Annotated in this window: 12 protein-coding genes and 1 rRNA gene; 6 read left to right on the forward strand and 7 right to left on the reverse strand. The window is 61.0% G+C overall.

Features of this window, described 5'->3' with window-relative positions; genetic code table 11:
* Positions 1–113, forward strand: a 5S ribosomal RNA gene (gene rrf / locus O3298_RS27855).
* A gap of 220 nt (positions 114–333) precedes the next feature.
* Positions 334–1197, forward strand: a complete 864-nt coding sequence (locus O3298_RS27860) for a CPBP family intramembrane glutamic endopeptidase (RefSeq protein ID WP_305061074.1) — start codon at positions 334–336, stop codon at positions 1195–1197.
* Positions 1198–1211: 14 nt separating this feature from the next.
* Here the strand turns inward: O3298_RS27860 and dacB are convergent, their stop codons facing one another.
* A complete protein-coding gene (gene dacB / locus O3298_RS27865; RefSeq protein ID WP_305061076.1) occupies positions 1212–2714 on the reverse strand; it encodes a D-alanyl-D-alanine carboxypeptidase/D-alanyl-D-alanine-endopeptidase in 1503 nt (500 codons plus the stop codon).
* Positions 2715–2722: 8 nt separating this feature from the next.
* A complete protein-coding gene (locus tag O3298_RS27870; protein WP_034753725.1) occupies positions 2723–3961 on the reverse strand; it encodes a nucleoside recognition domain-containing protein in 1239 nt (412 codons plus the stop codon).
* A gap of 216 nt (positions 3962–4177) precedes the next feature.
* Here O3298_RS27870 and O3298_RS27875 point away from each other — a divergent pair, with 216 nt between their 5' ends.
* The 4 genes from O3298_RS27875 to O3298_RS27890 all read left to right on the forward strand — a co-directional run bounded on the left by O3298_RS27875 (position 4178) and on the right by O3298_RS27890 (position 11133).
* Positions 4178–5995: an ABC transporter substrate-binding protein gene (locus O3298_RS27875; protein WP_305061163.1), complete on the forward strand. Its 1818-nt coding sequence runs from the start codon at positions 4178–4180 to the stop codon at positions 5993–5995.
* Between the two features lie 221 nt (positions 5996–6216).
* Positions 6217–8970, forward strand: coding sequence for a TonB-dependent receptor (locus O3298_RS27880; RefSeq protein ID WP_305057704.1), 2754 nt, complete (start codon positions 6217–6219; stop codon positions 8968–8970).
* An 89-nt stretch (positions 8971–9059) separates the two neighbouring features.
* Positions 9060–10139: an LD-carboxypeptidase gene (locus O3298_RS27885; protein ID WP_305061077.1), complete on the forward strand. Its 1080-nt coding sequence runs from the start codon at positions 9060–9062 to the stop codon at positions 10137–10139.
* Positions 10140–10212: 73 nt separating this feature from the next.
* Positions 10213–11133, forward strand: a complete 921-nt coding sequence (locus O3298_RS27890) for a YihY/virulence factor BrkB family protein (protein ID WP_305061078.1) — start codon at positions 10213–10215, stop codon at positions 11131–11133.
* A 479-nt stretch (positions 11134–11612) separates the two neighbouring features.
* Here O3298_RS27890 and O3298_RS27895 read toward each other — a convergent pair whose 3' ends face one another.
* The 5 genes from O3298_RS27895 to O3298_RS27915 all read right to left on the reverse strand — a co-directional run bounded on the left by O3298_RS27895 (position 11613) and on the right by O3298_RS27915 (position 17754).
* Positions 11613–12740 (reverse strand): acyl-CoA dehydrogenase family protein, encoded by a 1128-nt coding sequence (locus O3298_RS27895; RefSeq protein WP_289914075.1) that lies wholly within the window; start codon positions 12738–12740, stop codon positions 11613–11615.
* Positions 12741–12780: 40 nt separating this feature from the next.
* Positions 12781–13449, reverse strand: a complete 669-nt coding sequence (locus O3298_RS27900; protein WP_305061079.1) for an SDR family oxidoreductase — start codon at positions 13447–13449, stop codon at positions 12781–12783.
* A gap of 74 nt (positions 13450–13523) precedes the next feature.
* Entirely contained in the window at positions 13524–14720 is a 1197-nt protein-coding gene (locus O3298_RS27905) for an acetyl-CoA C-acyltransferase (RefSeq protein ID WP_152285190.1), read from the reverse strand.
* Positions 14717–16516 carry a bifunctional isocitrate dehydrogenase kinase/phosphatase gene (aceK, locus tag O3298_RS27910; RefSeq protein ID WP_289919792.1) on the reverse strand — a complete coding sequence of 600 codons (1800 nt, stop codon included), beginning with the start codon at positions 16514–16516 and terminating at the stop codon, positions 14717–14719. Before aceK ends, O3298_RS27905 begins: the two co-directional genes overlap by 4 nt.
* Positions 16517–16569: 53 nt before the next feature.
* A complete protein-coding gene (locus O3298_RS27915) occupies positions 16570–17754 on the reverse strand; it encodes an isovaleryl-CoA dehydrogenase (protein ID WP_077398251.1) in 1185 nt (394 codons plus the stop codon).
* Positions 17755–17797: the final 43 nt, after the last annotated feature.

Here is a 17797-nt window from a genome sequence, read left to right on the forward strand (position 1 = left end):
CCTGATGACCATAGCAAGTTGGTCCCACCCCTTCCCATCCCGAACAGGACCGTGAAACAACTTTGCGCCGATGATAGTGCTGCAACCAGTGTGAAAGTAGGTTATCGTCAGGCTTGTTATTCGCAGTAAGAAAAAAACCCGACCAGCAATGGTCGGGTTTTTTTTCGTCTGCTGATTCCTTGCTGTTCCCCCTCCCGCTTTCGCTCATTCACCAAGAGTGCACAAAATACAACATCCTTCGATATTTACATAAGTGCTTATATAAATGCTGTTACTATCGCTACATGAAACAAGAAAGCAGCAGCCACTCCCTGACAACCCACGAGGAAAGCGATGATGGACAGCACCCTGAGCATGGCAACGAAGAAATCCCCCCTGGCGCGCCTGATGGCCTATCCCCTGGTGCAGATCGTGCTTGGGATGGTTCTCACCTTTGCCGCTGTACCGCTGGTGATGGGCCTCGCTTCCCAGCTGGTGGACAAGCCTTACCGCATCCTGTGGCCGCAGTTGCTGGCGGCGGTACTGGTGTGGTTTGGCTACCGCTTCTATGTGAGGCGCATCGAAAAGCGCCAGCCGGCAGAACTGGCGATACCGGGCATGGCGGGGGAACTGGGACGCGGATTGCTGCTCGGCGCCGGACTGGTCGCCCTGACCTTCGGTGTGCTGGCTGCGCTGGGCGTGTATCAGTTTAGCGGCGTCAACGCCCTGAGCGTCTTGTTGCTGCTCCCTCTGGCCGAACTGGTGCTGGTCGGCATGGCCGAGGAGATGATGTTTCGCGGCATCCTGTTCGGCGTGACGGCACGTGCGCTGGGCAACAAGGCTGCCATCGTGATCTCATCCCTGGTATTTGCCCTGGCCCATTTGCCCAATGCCGGCTTTTCGCCGCTGGCGATCATCGCACTTGTCGCGTATGGCGTGCTGCAGGCGGCGCTGTATATGACGACGCGCCGGCTGTGGGTGTGTATCGGCACGCATATCGGCTGGAATTATTGCGTCGGCCAGGTATTCTCCTCGACCGTATCGGGCCATGCGGCCACGGATGGTCTGCTGCGCGGCGAACTGGCTGGCAATGCCGTGCTGACCGGCGGCGCCTTCGGCGTGGAAGGTTCGCTGGTGACCGTCTTGCTGATCGGCGCCGTCGCCGCGTATGTGCTGCGCCTGGCTTTTGCCAGTGCACCGGGCACGTCGCGGGACTAGTTCACCTGGCGGCCTTATTGTCCGGCCACTGCCGGCGTAGCGCCGCTCCTGGCGACCCACTCGATCAGCGCATCGACGGCCGCGCGGCCATTGCCGTTACCCACCAGGTCGCTATTGATCATGGCGACCACCACGCATTGCTGGTTGTTGGCGTCGGGCACATAGCCGGCGATGGCCACGACATTTTTTAACGTTCCCGTCTTGATGCGGGCCCGCGCGGCGGCCGGGCTGTTCAACAGGCGCTTGCGCATGGTGCCGTCCAGCGCCACGATGGGCAGGCTGGACTGGAACTCGGGTGCCCACGGGCTTTGCTGCATCGCCTGCAAGACGCCGGCCATTTGCGCTGGCGCAATGCGTCCCGTGCGCGACAAGCCGGAACCGTTGTCGACCAGCATGCCCTGGGTATCGATATGGTGCCGCTGGAACCATTCCTGGATGACTTGCCGCGCCCGGCTGGCCGTATCTTCCGGCGCCGCCATGGCGACGGGGCGGCTGCCCAGCCAGCCATCGCTTTGCAAACTGCCCAGACTCAGGAACAGGGTGCGGGCGAGGGTGTTATCGGAGGTCTTGTTGATATCGCGCAAGACCTCCGGCAAGGCGCGCGCCACGTGGTCGGCCAGCATGCGCGTGCCGACAGGTTCGGCCGTCGGCGGCAAGCCTGTGCCTGGTGCTTCGCGCACCGTGCCCGTGATCGTGCCCCCGAGGCGTTTCCAGGTGGCACGGAACAAGCTGTCCGCATAATCGTTGCGATCGAGCACATTGATGCTGGTGGCCTTGCTGCAATTCTGCGGGAAGGTGCCATGCAGTATCACCTGCAGCTTGCCGCTCGCATCGCGCCGGTATTCGGGCGGGCGCCAGCCATCTTCCCATTTGGCGCAACTGCCCTTGACCAGTTTCATGTCGCTCGTGATGCTGACATTCTCCAGCGGCGGCTGCATCTGGAAGCTCAATTGCCGCTCCGTCGCACTGATGTTGATATCGATCAGATTGGTGTTCAGCAATAAGGCATCGGGGATGACGTTGTAGCGGAACTCGGCCGACTCGTCGAAGGGCGCGGCGCCGATGTCGGGCCGGGCCGGCTGGAACAACTGGCGGTCGAGAATCAGATCGCCCTTGATTTTGACGATGCCCTGGTTGCGCAGGGTTTGCAGCATGTGCGCCAGCACGTCCGCATTGAAATCCGTATCGGCGCCGCCGCGCAGGATCAAGTCGCCCTTCAGCACGCCATTGATGACGTCGGCACTGGTGCGCAGCTCCGTGCGGCCGCGGAAGATGGGACCGAGCTGCTCCAGGCCCACGGCCGTCGTCACCAGCTTCATGGTGGACGCGGGCTGCATGCTGCGTTCGGCGCCATGCGACAGCACGGTGGTGTTGCCGCGCAAGACGATGGCGCCCATGGCGTCTTCCGGGATATTCGCACTGCGCAGCAGCAGGCTGACGGATTCGGGCAATTGCGCGTGGGCGCTCGACAGGCCCAGACCCGCCAACAGCGCAGCCATCAGAACAGGACGTAACATGGTGCTCCTTAGTGGAAAAAGACGTAGGCAACGAAGACGGCCGTGATCACGCCAGCCAGATCGGCGATCAGGCCGGCCGTGATGGCATAGCGCGTCTTGCGGATGCCGACGGAACCGAAATACAGGGCCACGATATAGAAGGTGGTGTCGGCCGAGCCCTGGAAGACGCAGGCCAGGCGGCCGACAAACGAGTCGACGCCATAGGTATTCATGGCATCGATCATCATGGCTTTCGAGCCGGAACCGCTGAGCGGCTTCATCATGGCCGTCGGCAAGGCGGGCACGAAGTCCGTATTGATGCCCAGGTTGGCGAAGAACCAGTTCATGCCGCTCATCAGGAAATTGAACACGCCCGCGTTGCGGATCACGCTGATGGCCACCAGCATGCCGACCAGATAGGGAATCACGGTGATCGACGTCTGGATGCCGCCTTTTGCCCCTTCGATGAACGCGTCATACACATTCACCTTCTTGCGCAGGGCGCCGATGATGAAGATGGCGATGACGCTGATCAATACCAGGTTGCTGACCACCTTCGAGACCAGCTCGATTTCCTGTTTCGTCAGATATTGCGTGAAATACCAGATCATGGCGACGATGGCGCTCGTCATGCCGCCCATCCAGCCCAGCACGACCCGGTTGAGCAAGTTGATGCGTTGCTTGATGGAGACCGTGATGATGCCGACCATGGTGGCCACATAGGTGGCGATCATGCAGGGGATAAAGATGTCGGACGGGTCGGCCGCGCCGAGGATGGAGCGCTGCGCCATGATGGCCAGCGGAATCAGGGTCAGGCCCGAGGTGTGCAGCACCAAAAACATGATTTGCGCATTCGTCGCCTCTTCCTTGTTCGGGTTCAAGGTTTGCAGGCTTTCCATGGCTTTTAAACCGAACGGCGTGGCCGCGTTGTCCAGGCCCAGCAGGTTGGCCGAGAAATTCATCACCATGTGGCCCGTGGCCGGATGGTCTTTCGGAATTTCCGGGAAGATGCGCGAAAAGAAGGGGGCGATCACTTTCGCCAGCCAGCCGACGATGCCCGCTTTTTCGCCGATGTTCATGATGCCGAGCCACAAGGTCATCACGCCGGCCAGCGGCAGGGCGATATCCATCACGCCCATGCGCGCCGTCTCGAAGGTGCCATCGATGATGCGCTTGAAGATATCGGTATCGCCGAGAAACAGCCACTGCAGCACTGCGGCCAGGAAGCCAACGAGGAAAAAGCCGGACCAGATGTAATTAAGTGCCATATGCGATCAGTTCTGTGTGTCGGGAGTAAAAAATGTCTGCAAACAAAGTATAGGGGCAGCCCGATACGAGTTGATGAAAGAATGCAGCAATCGCATGCCAAAAAGTTATAAGCTGGCAGCCTGTTTTCATTGGCGCCCCGTAGCTTGCCCGCGTAGTGTGGGGGATACCTGTCGCTAATCGCTGTTCGTTACCTTGTCTGCACTGGATCACTGATGATGTTTTTACGCAAAACCGCCTGCGCCGCCGGCCTGGCCCTGTTGACGCTGTTGAACGTACCGGCCCACGCCGCCGATGCTGCGTCCCCCAGCACGGCCCGCGCGAACAAGACCCTGCACTTGTTTTTGAGCACCAGCGAGACGGGCCTGGACCCGGCCGTGGCCTCGGACCTGGCCAGCCTGAACTTGATGGAAAACATTTTTGATCCGCTGCTGCGCTATGACTACCTGGCGCGCCCCGTGCAGCTGCAGGGCAATACGGCGCGCGCCATGCCGACGGTGGAAGATGGCGGGCGCACATACACCTTTCACTTGCAGCCCGGCATCTTCTTCACACCCGATCCCGCTTTCAAGGGCCAGCCGCGCGAAGTGACGGCGCAGGATTATGTCTACAGCCTGACGCGCCTGTATGACCCCAGCCTGAAGTCGCCGTGGCTGTTCTTGCTGGAAGACAAGCTGGTGGGCGATGCCGCCCTGAAAACCAAATTCAGCTACGACACGCCGATCGCCGGCTTGCAGGCGATGGACAAATACACCTTGCGCATCCGCCTGAACAGTGTCGATCCGAACTTCCTGTTTTACCTGGCCATGCCGGCGACAGCCGTGGTGGCGCGCGAAGTGGCCGAAGCGTACCCGGCGGCAGGACAGATCGGCAACCACCCCGTGGGCACGGGGCCGTTCCTCGTGAAGGAGTGGAAGCGCAGCGACAAGATCGTGCTGCAGGCCAACCCGACTTTCCGTGCCACCGTGTTCCATACGGAGGCCAAGGCGCTGGCCGCCTTGCCGGTCGATGCGCGCGCCATCGCCACCGCGCTGGAAGGTCAGCGCTTGCCGCTGGTCGAGCGCATCGAGGTGCGCATCGTTGAGGAATATCAATCGCGCATGCTGGGTTTTTTGAAGGGCGAATTCGATTACCTGGAGCAAGTGCCGGAATCGATGACGGACATGGTGCTGGAAAACGGCGCGCTGAAACCGGCATTGGCCGCCAAGGGCTTGCAGCTGACGCGCTTTCCCGTGCTGCAAACATATTACATGTGGATGAACATGGACGACCCCGTGCTGGGCGGCATGAGCAAGGACAAGCTGGCCCTGCGGCGCGCCATCGCCCTCAGCTACAACGGCCGCGAAGACATCGCGCTGCTGAAAAAAGGACTGGCCTTGTCGGCCCAGTCGCCGCTGCCGCCGAATGTGCTCGGCTACGACAAGCAGTACCGCAGCCCCGTCGGCTACGATCCCGCGCTGGCGCGCGCCTTGCTGGACCGCTTCGGCTACAAGGCGGGCGCCGACGGTTTCCGCACGCAGCCGGACGGCACGCCCTTGCTGCTCACCATGCATACGGAACCGAGTACGGTGGGACGCTTGCGCGACGAATTGTGGCGCCGCAACCTGAACGCCATCGGCGTGCGCGTGGAGTTTAAGAGCGACAAGAAGACGGAAATCATCAAGGCCTCGCGCTTGGGCAAGGTGCAGATGTTCGAGACCAACTGGATCGCCGACTTCCCCGATGGCGATAACTTTATGCAATTGTTGTACGGCGGCAACGTTGGCCGCGCCAACTATGCCCGCTTCAACTTGCCCGATTACAATAAACGCTATGAGGAGGCGCGCCTGCTATCCGATACGCCGCGCCGACGCAGTCTGTACTTCGACCTGTTTCAGCTGATCCACGCTTATACGCCGTGGGTGTTGCTGACGCATCCCATCTCTGCCGACCTGCAACAACCGTGGCTAAAAAACTACAGGCGCCACCCCGTAGAATTCACGTCCTGGCGCTATCTGGACGTGGATAAAACCAGGGCTAGCCCCGCAGGCAAGTGACCATGTCGCTGAAAAGGGCATTCATTCCAAAAAGTTATGGTTAGGAAAGCATTTTTCATTGGCTGGGCCCGGATGCATCGCGCTACTCTGAAAATGAAAACAAATAAAGTCATGCGCAAATGTCATAAAAAAATGTACTGCGAGACAGACAGTTGCGACGTGAAAAAAAACAGCCTGACTTGAGAACTCAAGTTTCGATTGCCCAAATAAAGGAGAGACCCGTGAAATTGAAGAAGCTAGCGCAATTGGTGGCATTGATGGGGGTGGTGGGACCGGTGATGGCACAGGAAGCGGCGGCGCCAGCAATGCAACGGGTCGAAGTCACGGGCAGCAGCATCAAGCGCGTCGCCAAGGAAGGCGCGCTGCCGGTGCAAGTCATCACCTTTGATCAGATCGAAAAGCAGGGCATCACGACGACCGAGCAACTGGTGCGCACCCTGTCGGCGAATGGCACGGGCGCCGATAACATGACTTCGGGCAATAACGTGTTTGGCGCCGATGCCGACCGTGTCAGCGGCGGCGCCTCGTTCGCCTCGCTGCGCGGCCTGGGACCATCGAGCACCCTGGTGCTGTTGAACGGCCGCCGCATCGCCACGCATGGCGCCAGCGGCAAGTCGGTCGACCTGAACTCCATTCCGCTGGGTGCAATTTCGCGTGTGGAAATCCTCAAGGATGGCGCCTCGGCCATCTACGGCACGGACGCCATCGGCGGCGTGATCAATTTCATTCTGAAAACCAATTACAGCGGCGTGGAAGCGTCCGTTTCCACCAACGATACGCAGGCAGGCGGCGGCGCCACGCGCCGCGCTTCGCTGCTGGCAGGTACGGGCTCGCTGGAAAGCGATCGCTACAACATCATGGCCAGCCTGACCGTCGACAAGGCGCAGCGCCTGAACGGCAGCGACCGTTCCTTCGTCAACGGCTACCAGCCGGGCCGTGGCCTGTCGCCCGATACCACGGGCACGCCGTTCGCCAACCAGATGGCGGGTGCCGGCACGGCGCTGGGCGCCTCGTTCCAGCTGCCCGGCGACGCGAATAAATACCTGCAAGCCAATCCGTTGAGCTTCCAGGGCAAGTGCGACAGCATCGCCGGCATGTCGCAGTACCAGACGGAGCTGTGGAAAGACGTGACCTCGCCGCTGCGCACCAAATATTCCTGCGCCTACGACTATGGCGCCGACTATGTGCTGCAATTCCCCGTCGAACGGGCCAATCTGTTGTCGCGCGGTACGTTCCAGCTGGCGCCAGACCACCGCATGTTTGTCGAAGTGCTCGGTTCGCGCACCAAGGCCACGGCCATTTTGACGCCGATGCAGGTGCAGGCGACCGTCGCCAACAAGAATCTGTATCCGGTCGGCGGCGCGTATTACCAGGACCTGTCGGCCTACATCCCGTCGTTCGACAAGACCAAGCCGATTTCCTACAAATGGCGCGCCAATGACGTGGGGAACCGCACGCAGGAAAACACGACCGACAATGCCCGCGTGCTGGTGGGCTTTGAGGGTAACTTTGGCAAGTGGGATTACAAGGCCGGCATTTCGCGCGCCGAAAGCAGCACCAAGACCAAGCTGACGGATGGCTATTCCTATACGGACAAGCTGTACGCGGCATTGGCGACGGGCATCATCAATCCGTGGGTGGGCGCCGGCCAGAGCCAGACGGAAGCGGCCAAGCAATTGATCGAATCGACCAAGTTCCGTGGCGACTTCCAGCATGGCAAGACAACCCTGACGCAGATCGATGGTTCCGTTTCGGGCGAGCTGTTCCAGCTGCCGGCCGGTGCGCTGGCCATGGCAGCCGGTTTTGACTTGCGCCGCGAAGGCTACAGCTTCGGGCAAGATGTCGACGCCATCCAGATCCTGCTGGCGCCAGGCAATGCCGCATTGAAAGATGCCAGCCGTACCGTCAAGGCCGTGTATGCCGAATTGCTGGTGCCGGTCACGAAGGACCTGGAAATGCAGCTGGCCATCCGCCGCGATGATTACAGCCTGGTGGGCGCGACGACGAATCCGAAAGTGGCCTTCCGCTACCAGCCGATGGACTTCCTGCTGTTCCGTGGTTCGGCCAGCAAAGGTTTCCTCGCGCCAAGCTTCCAGCAGCTGTACTCCGGTTCGCTGAGCCAGGAATTGCCGAACGGCGTGATCGACCAGGAAGGCTGCGCCAAGCATCCGGGCGTGCCCGAATACTGCGCCATCGACCGCCTTGACTACAAGACGGGCGGCAATACCAACCTGAAACCGGAAACGTCGAAGCAGGGCAGCGTCGGTATCGTCATCGAACCGGTGAAGGGCTATTCCGCTTCGTTCGACTACTGGGCCATCAACACCAAGGACCGCATCCTGAACCGTACGCCGCAAATCGTGCTGACCAACTACCAGGCGCTGAACCAGTACATCCACCGCAATCCGGACGGCACCATCGAGTACGTGCAGGCGGGCTGGATCAACGCGGCAGGCAGCCGCGTGCGCGGGCTGGACGTGGGCTTGCGCGGCGAAGGCAAGATCCGGGACGCGAAATGGACGGCGACCCTGGATGGCACGTATATGGACAGTTTCAAGTTTGCGGAATATCAAGGCCAGGAATACCAGGAACTGGTCGGCAAGTTTTATACGCGCGACCTGTACCTGCGCTGGAAACACAATGCCAGCTTCGGCGTATCGCGCGGCGACTGGAGCGGTTTGCTGATCCAGAGTTTTTCGTCGGGCTACAAGGACCAGGTGCCGAATGGCGGCAAGGGCGCGCCGCCACCGGGCTTCAAGCCGGACGTGTCCAGCTACACGACGTATAACTTGTCGGGCACGTACACGGGCTTCAAAAATACCACCATCACCGTGGGCATCCAGAACTTGTTCGACCGCGATCCACCGTTCACCGCGCACAACGTGGATGAAGTGGTGGGCGCCGGCTGGGACCCGCGCGTGGCCGACCCGCGCGGCCGTTCGCTGTCGTTCCAGCTGAAGTACAAGTTCATGTAAGGCAACCATGCCGGCGGCGATCCCGCCGGCATGCTAACCTCGTGCGGCGGCGCCTGGCGTCGCCGTTTTTTATTCCAGGAAAGGGCCGCATGTCCAGTCAGACCAATCTCAGCCGGCGCCACTTCGGCGGCTTGCTGGCCGCCACCCTCGGGGCGGCAGGCACACCGGCATGGGTGGCGGCCGCGCAAGGGAAGGGAAAACGCATGCAACAGCAACACGCATTGATCAAACCGGCGCGCCTGCGCGACGGCGACCTGGTCGCCATCATCGCACCGGGCGGTTTTACGGATGAGGAGTCCATCGCCAAGGCCCAGCGCAATATCGAATCGCTGGGACTGCGCGCCAGCCTGGGTGCCAACATCCGCGCCGTGCACGGCAACTATGCGGGCACGGTGCAGCAGCGCCTGGACGACTTGCACGCCGCGTTCCGCGACCCGGACGTCAAGGCCGTGTGGGCCATCCGCGGCGGCTCCGGTTGCATTTCGCTGCTGGCGCTGCTCGACTATGGCTTGATCCAGCGCAACCCGAAAGTGCTGATCGGCTATTCCGACATCACGGCGCTGCACCTGGCCATCGGCCGCCAGACGGGCCTGGTGACGTTCCACGGCCCCGTGGCGTCATCCACGTTGTCCGATTACACGGTGACGCAGCTGCGCAATGTGCTGATGACGCCGCAAGACAGTTACACGATCCCGATGGCGCTGGACAACCACCGCCGCGCGCAGACGCAGCCGAACTTCGCCATCCGCACCGTGCACGGCGGCCAGGCGACGGGACGCTTGACGGGCGGCAACCTGTGCATGGTCAGCGCGCTGGCCGGCACGCCGTATGCGGCCGATTTCCGTGAACACATCCTTTTCCTCGAAGAAATCAATGAAGTACCGTACCGCATCGACCGCATGCTGTGCCAGCTCGACCTGTCCGTGGGCTTCAACACGGCGGCGGCATTGATGCTGGGCATCTTCGAGCATTGCGAGGCGGCCGAGGGCGATACGGCGCTGACCCTCGATGCCACCCTGGACCAGCATTTGCTGCCATTGAAGGTGCCGGCCGTCAGCGGCTATTCGTTTGGCCACATCCGCCACCAGTTCACGATACCGATGGGCATCCTCGCCACCCTGGATGCGGACCGGCAAACCTTGACCTTGCTGGAAGCCGCCGTGAGCTAGTCTGTTCGTTCGCGCACGGCACAGTACGGGGATAGTCAGTATGCTAGGGGCATGTGCGGCAAGGCATCGGGCCATGCCGACATCCTTGAACGGTTTGCTCATGATCAACCGCCGCGCCAGCGCCTACATTTTGAGCCACCCGCTGGCTTTCGTGCTGCAGGTGCTGAAGGGCTTTCGCGCCAACCAGGGCTTGCTGCTGGCGGGCGCCGTCGCGTATTACTCGCTGCTGTCCATCGTGCCTTTGCTGATGCTGGTGGTGGTGGCCCTGTCGCACGTGATCGCGCAGGACGAATTGCTGCAGACAATCGGCCATTACCTGGAATGGCTGGTGCCCGGACAATCGAAGGCCATCGTGGCGGAAGTGGCGCATTTCCTCAACAATCGGGGCGTGATCGGCTGGCTATTGCTGCTGACCATGCTGTTTTTCAGTTCGCTGGCGTTTACCGTGCTGGAAAACGCCATGAGCGTGATTTTCATTCACCGCGTGGCCATCCGCCGCCGCCATTTCCTCATTTCCGCCGTGCTGCCGTACTGCTATATCCTGTGCCTGGGCGTGGGTATCTTGCTGATCACTCTGGTGGCGGGCAGCTTGCAGGTGATGAGCGAGGAAAGCGTGCGCTTCTTGCGCCACGACTGGGGTCTGGAAGGCGTGTCCGGCGTGTTGCTGTATTTGCTGGGGCTGGCGGGGGAAATCCTCGTGCTCAGTTCGATCTACCTGGTCATGCCCGTCGGACGGCTGTCGATCACGCATGCGCTGATCGGCGGCGTGACGGCGGCCCTGCTGTGGGAAATCGCGCGCCATGTGCTGGTCTGGTACTTTTCCACCTTGTCGCAGGTCAATATCGTGTATGGCTCGATGACGACGGCCATCGTCGTCATGTTCAGCCTGGAAATCGGCGCCACCTTGCTGCTGTTGGGCGCGCAAGTGATTTCCGAGTACGAAAGGGTGGCCCGCGGCGGCGAAGAAGACAAGCCGCTGGCACTAAGGACTTGATTTAAAAAGATTATTGCACTGCACAAAAAGCTGTGCTATACTCCGTTCAGTGATTGAGATTCGTTTGCGAATAGTCTCACTATCCAGGCTCAGCGCGGCGACCGACAGGTGTAATGTCGATGGCGTGACAGTGCGAAAGAGTGGATTTTTGTAATTCCGGATACGTTGGTCGATTTACACTTGGAGTCACCATGCAGATAGCATGGGAGTCCGAAAATCAGGAGGCACTTTGCAGATAGCACTGGCGTCCATGACACGATTAAAGCATTGGTAATACATTGGAACAAGCCCGCGTTTTAGCGGGCTTTTTTTCGTCTGTGGCTGGCGCCTTGGGCAACCTACTGCGCAGCCCGCTCTCGACTCGGCGTTACTCGCCGTACTTCAGTACGGCTGCGTTACTCAAGCCGATATCGAGCTTGCTCGCTACGGTTGCTCAAGGCGCCGAGACTTTTACCGCTTCACGCGCCTTCTTTCCTTGCTTATAAAGCTCTGGCGATGAGTATCTTCTGGATATCGCTGGTGCCCTCATAAATCTGGCACACGCGCACGTCGCGGTAGATGCGCTCGACGGGGAAGTCGGATACATAGCCGTAGCCGCCGTGCACCTGGATGGCGTCCGAGCAGACTTTTTCCGCCATTTCCGACGCGAACAGCTTGGCCATGGCCGCTTCTTTTAAACACGGCAATCCCGCATCCTTCATGGCCGCCGCGTGGCGTATGAGTTGCCGCGCCGCTTCGATCTGCGTCGCCATGTCGGCCAGGCGGAATTGCACGGCCTGGTGTTCATAGATGGGCTTGCCGAAACTCTCGCGCTCGCGCGCATAACTTAACGCCGCTTCGTACGCGGCGCGCGCCATGCCGACGGCTTGCGAGGCGATGCCGATGCGGCCCCCTTCCAGGCCGGACAGGGCGATCTTGTAGCCTTGTCCCTCTTCGCCGATCATATTTTCCGCCGGGATGCGGCAATTCTCGAACAGGATTTGCGCCGTGTCCGACGAATGCTGGCCCATCTTCTGTTCCAGTCCCGCCACGATGTAACCGGGCGTGTTCGTCGGTACCCAGAAGGCGCTGATGCCGCGCTTGCCGGCCGCCTTGTCGGTGACGGCCATGACGATGGCCACGTCCGCATACTTGCCGCTGGTAATGAACTGCTTGGTGCCGTTGATCACGTAGTCATTGCCGTCGCGCGTGGCCGTCGTGCGCAGGGCGGACGCGTCGCTGCCCGTGTGTGGTTCCGTCAGGCAAAACGCACCCAGCATGGTGCCTTGCGCCAGCGGACGCAGCCACTGTTCCTTTTGCGCATCGTTGGCGTACATCATGGCGATGCTGCACACGGGGCAATTGTTGACGGAAATGATGGTCGAGGTGCCGCCATCGCCGGCGGCGATTTCTTCCAGCACCAGGGCCAGGGACACGTAGTCGAGGCCGGCGCCACCGAGCGCTTCCGGCACGGCCACGCCAAAGGCGCCCAGCGCGGCCAATTCCTGCAATTCTTCTTTCGGGAAATGATGTTCCTTGTCCCAGCGGGCCGCGTTGGGCGCCAGGCGCTCGCGCGAAAAACTGCGCAGCGCTTCCTGGATCATGGTCTGTTCTTCATTGAGTATCATGGGACGTCGTCTCGTTTGTTTTTATCGTGAATTCAGGGAGTTACCAGCCGATAGGCTTGCCATCGTAGTTGCGGAACACGGCCTTGTCCGTGGCCGGCAGGCTGGCCAGGGTGGCGCGGATGCCGGCAGCGCTTTCCTCGGGGGAAATATCGGCGCCGGCGCCGCCCATGTCCGTGCGCACCCAGCCCGGGTGGAAAGCCACGCAGCTGACGCCTTGCGGGCCATGCACGAGGGCAGTGTCGATCAGCACGGAATTCAGGGCCGCCTTGCTGGCGCGGTACAGCGAGCCGGTGGGATTGCCCCGTTCGCTCAGGGAACCCATGTGCGAGGACAGCACGGCCAGCTTGCCTTTCGCGTTGGCCACCAGCGGCGCCAGGATCGGCAGCAGCCGCATGGCCGCCAGCACGTTCGTGTGCATGACGAGGTCGAAATCGGCTTGCGCGGGGAAACCGTCGTGGCGGGGGCCGTACACGCCTGCGTTGAGGATGGCCACGTCGAGCTTTTCATCGTCGAGTTTCCAGCCCAGGCCGGCACAGCCTTCCACGTCCGTCACGTCCAGCTGGTGCGCTTCCGCGCCCAGTTGCGCGAGGGCGGCGCAAGCGTCCGGTGTGCGCGCCGTGGCGATGACACGCCAGCCATCGTGACGGTATTGACGGACGAGCTCGTGGCCGATGCCGCGCGAGGCGCCGATGATCAATGCGGTAGGCATATGTTTTCTCCCTGAAAATAAAATGAAAGGGCGCGCACCGTGAACTGCGGTGCGCGCCCGTGCTCAGGAAGAGCTTATACCAGTTCGATCGCCATCGCCGTCGCTTCGCCGCCGCCGATGCACAGGGCCGCCACGCCGCGCTTGCCGCCGGTTTTTTTCAGGGCGCCCAGCAGGGTGACGATGATGCGCGCGCCCGAGGCGCCGATCGGGTGGCCCAGCGCGCACGCGCCGCCGTGGATGTTGATCTTGCTGTGTGGAATGTCGAGGTCGTGCATGGCGGCCATCGGCACGGCGGCGAACGCTTCATTGATCTCGAACAAGTCCACATTGCTGCTGCTCCAGCCCGTTTTGGCGTACAGTTTTTTCACCGCGCCGATGGGAGCCGTGGTGAATTCGTTCGGCGCTTGCGCATGCGTGGCGTGGCCGTGGATTTTCGCGATGACGGTGCAACCCAGCTTTTTCGCCGTCGATTCGCGCATCAACACGAGGGCTGCCGCGCCATCGTTGATCGACGAAGACGAGGCGGCCGTGATGGTGCCATCCTTCTTGAACGCCGCCTTCAAGGTGGGGATTTTTTCCAGGCGGGCTTTTTGCGGGCCTTCATCGATGCTGACGACGGTGTCGCCGCCGCGGCCGGAGACGGTCACGGGCACGATTTCCCATTCGAAACTGCCATCCTTGGTGGCCGCTTGCGCGCGTTTCACGGATTCGATGGCGAAGGCATCCTGCGCTTCGCGCGTGAAGTGGTATTGGCTGGCGCACTCTTCGGCAAACGTGCCCATCGAGCGGGCATTGCCCTTTTCATCGCGGCTGTAGGCGTCTTCCAGGCCATCCATCATCATGTGGTCATAGATCATGCCGTGGCCGATGCGGTAGCCGCCGCGCGCCTTCGGCACCAGGTAAGGGGCGTTGGTCATCGATTCCATGCCGCCCGCCACCACCACGTCGGCGCTGCCGGCGAGCAAGGTGTCATGCGCGAACATGGTCGTCTGCATGGCCGAGCCGCACATTTTCGACAGGGTCACGGCGCCCGTGGAATCGGGCAAGCCAGCCTTGCGCAAGGCTTGGCGCGCTGGCGCCTGGCCTTGGCCAGCCATCAGGCAATTGCCGAAAAATACGTGTTCCACGGCATCCGGCGCCACGCCAGCCCGTTCCACGGCGGCGCGGATGGCCACGGCACCCAGGTCGCTGGCGGTGACGTTGGCAAAGTCGCCCTGGAAGGCGCCCATGGGGGTGCGCGCGGCACCGACGATTACGACTGGATCATTCATGTTGGATCTCCGGTTAGGGGTGGGGATGATGACTGCATACAAAAACGCAGGTGCTGCGGATAAGGGAAGACGTCCTCGATATGGCCGTCTTCGATGCGCTGTTTGCGCGCCTGCCAATATTGCGCCGTCAGCAGGTCGGCATGGTGCTGCATGAAATAGGTGCGGATGCGGGGATTGCCCAGCAGGAAGGTGCCGAATTGTTCGGGAAACACATCGTGCTTGCCGATGGGATACCAAGGTTCGGCCGACATTTCTTCTTCCTCCGTGCGCGCCTGGGGAATGACGCGGAACTGGCAATCGGTGATGTACTCGATTTCATCGTAATCGTAAAAAACGACACGTTGATGACGCGTGACGCCAAAATTTTTATACAGCATGTCGCCCGGAAAGATATTCGCCGCCACCAATTCCTTGATGGCGTTGCCGTACTCGACGATGGCGTGTTCGACCAGGTCGTCGCGGCCTTCCTTCTCGGCATTGCTCAGCCACATGTTCAGCGGCACCATGCGCCGCTCGATGTACAGGTGGCGGATGATGATCTGCTCGTGGTCTTCTTCGATCAGCGAGGGGGCGAACTGTTTCAGCTCGGCCAGCAATTCCTCGGCAAAACGGGCGCGGGGAAAGGCCACGTTGGAATACTCGAGCGTGTCGGCCATGCGGCCCACCCGGTCGTGGTGTTTCACCAGCAAGTACTTTTGCTGGACTTGCGCGCGCGTGGTTTCCTTGGGCGGCGGGAAAAAATCCTTGATCACCTTGAAGACATACGGAAACGACGGCAGGGCAAACACGAGCATCACCAGGCCGCGGATGCCGGGCGCGCTTTCGAAGTGGTCCGACGAGTGCTTCAGATGCTGCAGATAGTCGCGGTAAAACAGCGTCTTGCCCTGTTTTTGCAAGCCCAGTATCGTATAAATTTCACTGCGCGGCTTGCGCGGGAGCAAACTTCGGAGAAATTGCACGTACGCCGACGGCACTTCCATATCGACCAGGAAATACGCGCGCGTAAATGAAAATAGCACGGCGATCTGCTGCTGCTCGAACAGCACCGTGTCGAGCACCAGCTTGCCGTGACGGTTGTGCAGGATGGGCACGACAAACGGATATTCGCGGTTGCCGTTGATGCCCTTGCCGACCAGATAGGCGCCCTTGTTGCGGTAGAACAAACTGGTCAAGACCTGGATCTGGTGGTTCGGTTCGATCCTGTCGCCGCCGAACAGTTGCTGCAGCCGCGCTTCCACCTGGGCCACGTCACGCTCCAGGTTGGCAAATGCGCAATCCAGCTGGAAGTGCGTCAGCATGCGCGTCAGGGTGTGGCGCAAGCCGTCCTTGCCCGGGTAATACACGCGGTAGGTGGGGACCGGGTCTTGCGTTTCGATGTATTCCGTGGACACGACGGGACGCACGAAAATATAGTCGTTATTGAAATACGTGCGGTGCAGGATGTTGCAGCAGACGGAATTGAAGAAGGTTTCCGCCAGTTCCGGCTGCTTGTGTTCCGTCAGCATGCCGATGTAGTGCAGCTTGAGTTCGCGCCACACTTCATCGCTCAACTCCGACTCTTCGTACTCATCTTCGAGCATCTGCACGCATTCCTGCACGCGCTTGTCATAAAAGTCGATGCGTTCGCGGGCCGCCGTCTGTGCCGCGGCCCAGGCGCCTTGCTCGAAATACTGCTTGGCTTGCTGGCTGGTTTCGCGGAACAGGCGGTAATGCTTGTCGAAGCCGTCGCGGATGGTGCGCGCGATATCGAATGCAATCTGGGAAGAGAGCAATTTGGGGAAGGCAATGTGCGTCATAGCTGTGCTCGCATAAATAGCTCTTCACCCAGTCGATTACCGCGCGCCCGTGCTTACTTGGTTTCCGCAAACAGTTCGCGGCCTATCAGCATGCGGCGGATTTCGCTGGTCCCGGCGCCGATTTCGTACAGCTTGGCATCGCGCCACAGGCGGCCGGCAGGGAATTCGTTGATGTAGCCATTGCCGCCCAGGGCCTGGATCGCTTCGCCCGCCATCCACGTCGCCTTTTCCGCACTATACAGAATGGCGCCGGCCGCATCCTTGCGCAACTGGCGCACGGCTTCCGGCGTGGTGGCGCGGTCGCACGCCTGGCCCACGGCATACACGTAGGCCTTGCACGCCATCATGGTCGAATACATATCGGCCAGTTTGCCCTGCATCAATTGGAATTCGCCGATGGGTTGGCCGAATTGCTTGCGGTCATGTACGTAAGGCACGACCAGGTCCATACACGCCTGCATGATGCCCAGCGGGCCGCCGGACAGCACGGTGCGTTCGAAGTCGAGGCCCGACATCAGCACGTTGACGCCCTTGCCCAGGCCGCCCAGCACGTTTTCGGCCGGCACTTCGCAATCCTGGAACACCAGTTCGCCCGTGTGCGAACCGCGCATGCCCAGCTTGTCGAGCTTTTGCGCGATGGAAAAGCCCTTGAAATTCTTTTCGATCAGGAAAGCCGTCATGCCGCGCGGACCCGCTTCCAGGTCGTTTTTCGCGTACACGACCAGCACGTCCGCGTCGGGGCCGTTGGTGATCCACATCTTGGTGCCGTTCAAGACCCAGCGGTCGCCCTTGAAGTCGGCGCGCAGCTTCATGCTGACGACGTCCGAGCCCGCGTTCGGTTCCGACATGGCCAGCGCGCCGATGTGTTCGCCCGTGATCAGCTTCGGCAGGTACTTGGCCTTTTGTTCAGCCGTGCCGTTGCGCTTGATCTGGTTCACGCACAGGTTCGAATGGGCGCCGTAGGACAGGCCGACGGAGGCCGAGGCGCGCGAAATCTCTTCCATGGCGATGATGTGCGCCAGGTAACCCATGCCGGCGCCGCCGTATTCTTCGCTGACGGTAATGCCGAGCAAGCCCATGTCGCCCATCTTGCGCCACAGGTCCATGGGGAACTGGTCGGTGCGGTCTATCTCGGCCGCGCGCGGCGCGATTTCGGCGGCGGCAAATTGTTGGATCGCTTCGCGCAGGGAGGCGATGTCTTCGCCGTGGTCAAAGGTCAAGCCTGGGAGATGGAGCATGTCGTCCTCGTCGTTATAAGTGTGGCGGTCATGGATGCCGGGT

This window comes from Janthinobacterium sp. SUN137 (assembly GCF_030587265.1).
In the GTDB taxonomy this organism is placed as follows: domain Bacteria; phylum Pseudomonadota; class Gammaproteobacteria; order Burkholderiales; family Burkholderiaceae_D; genus Janthinobacterium; species Janthinobacterium kumbetense.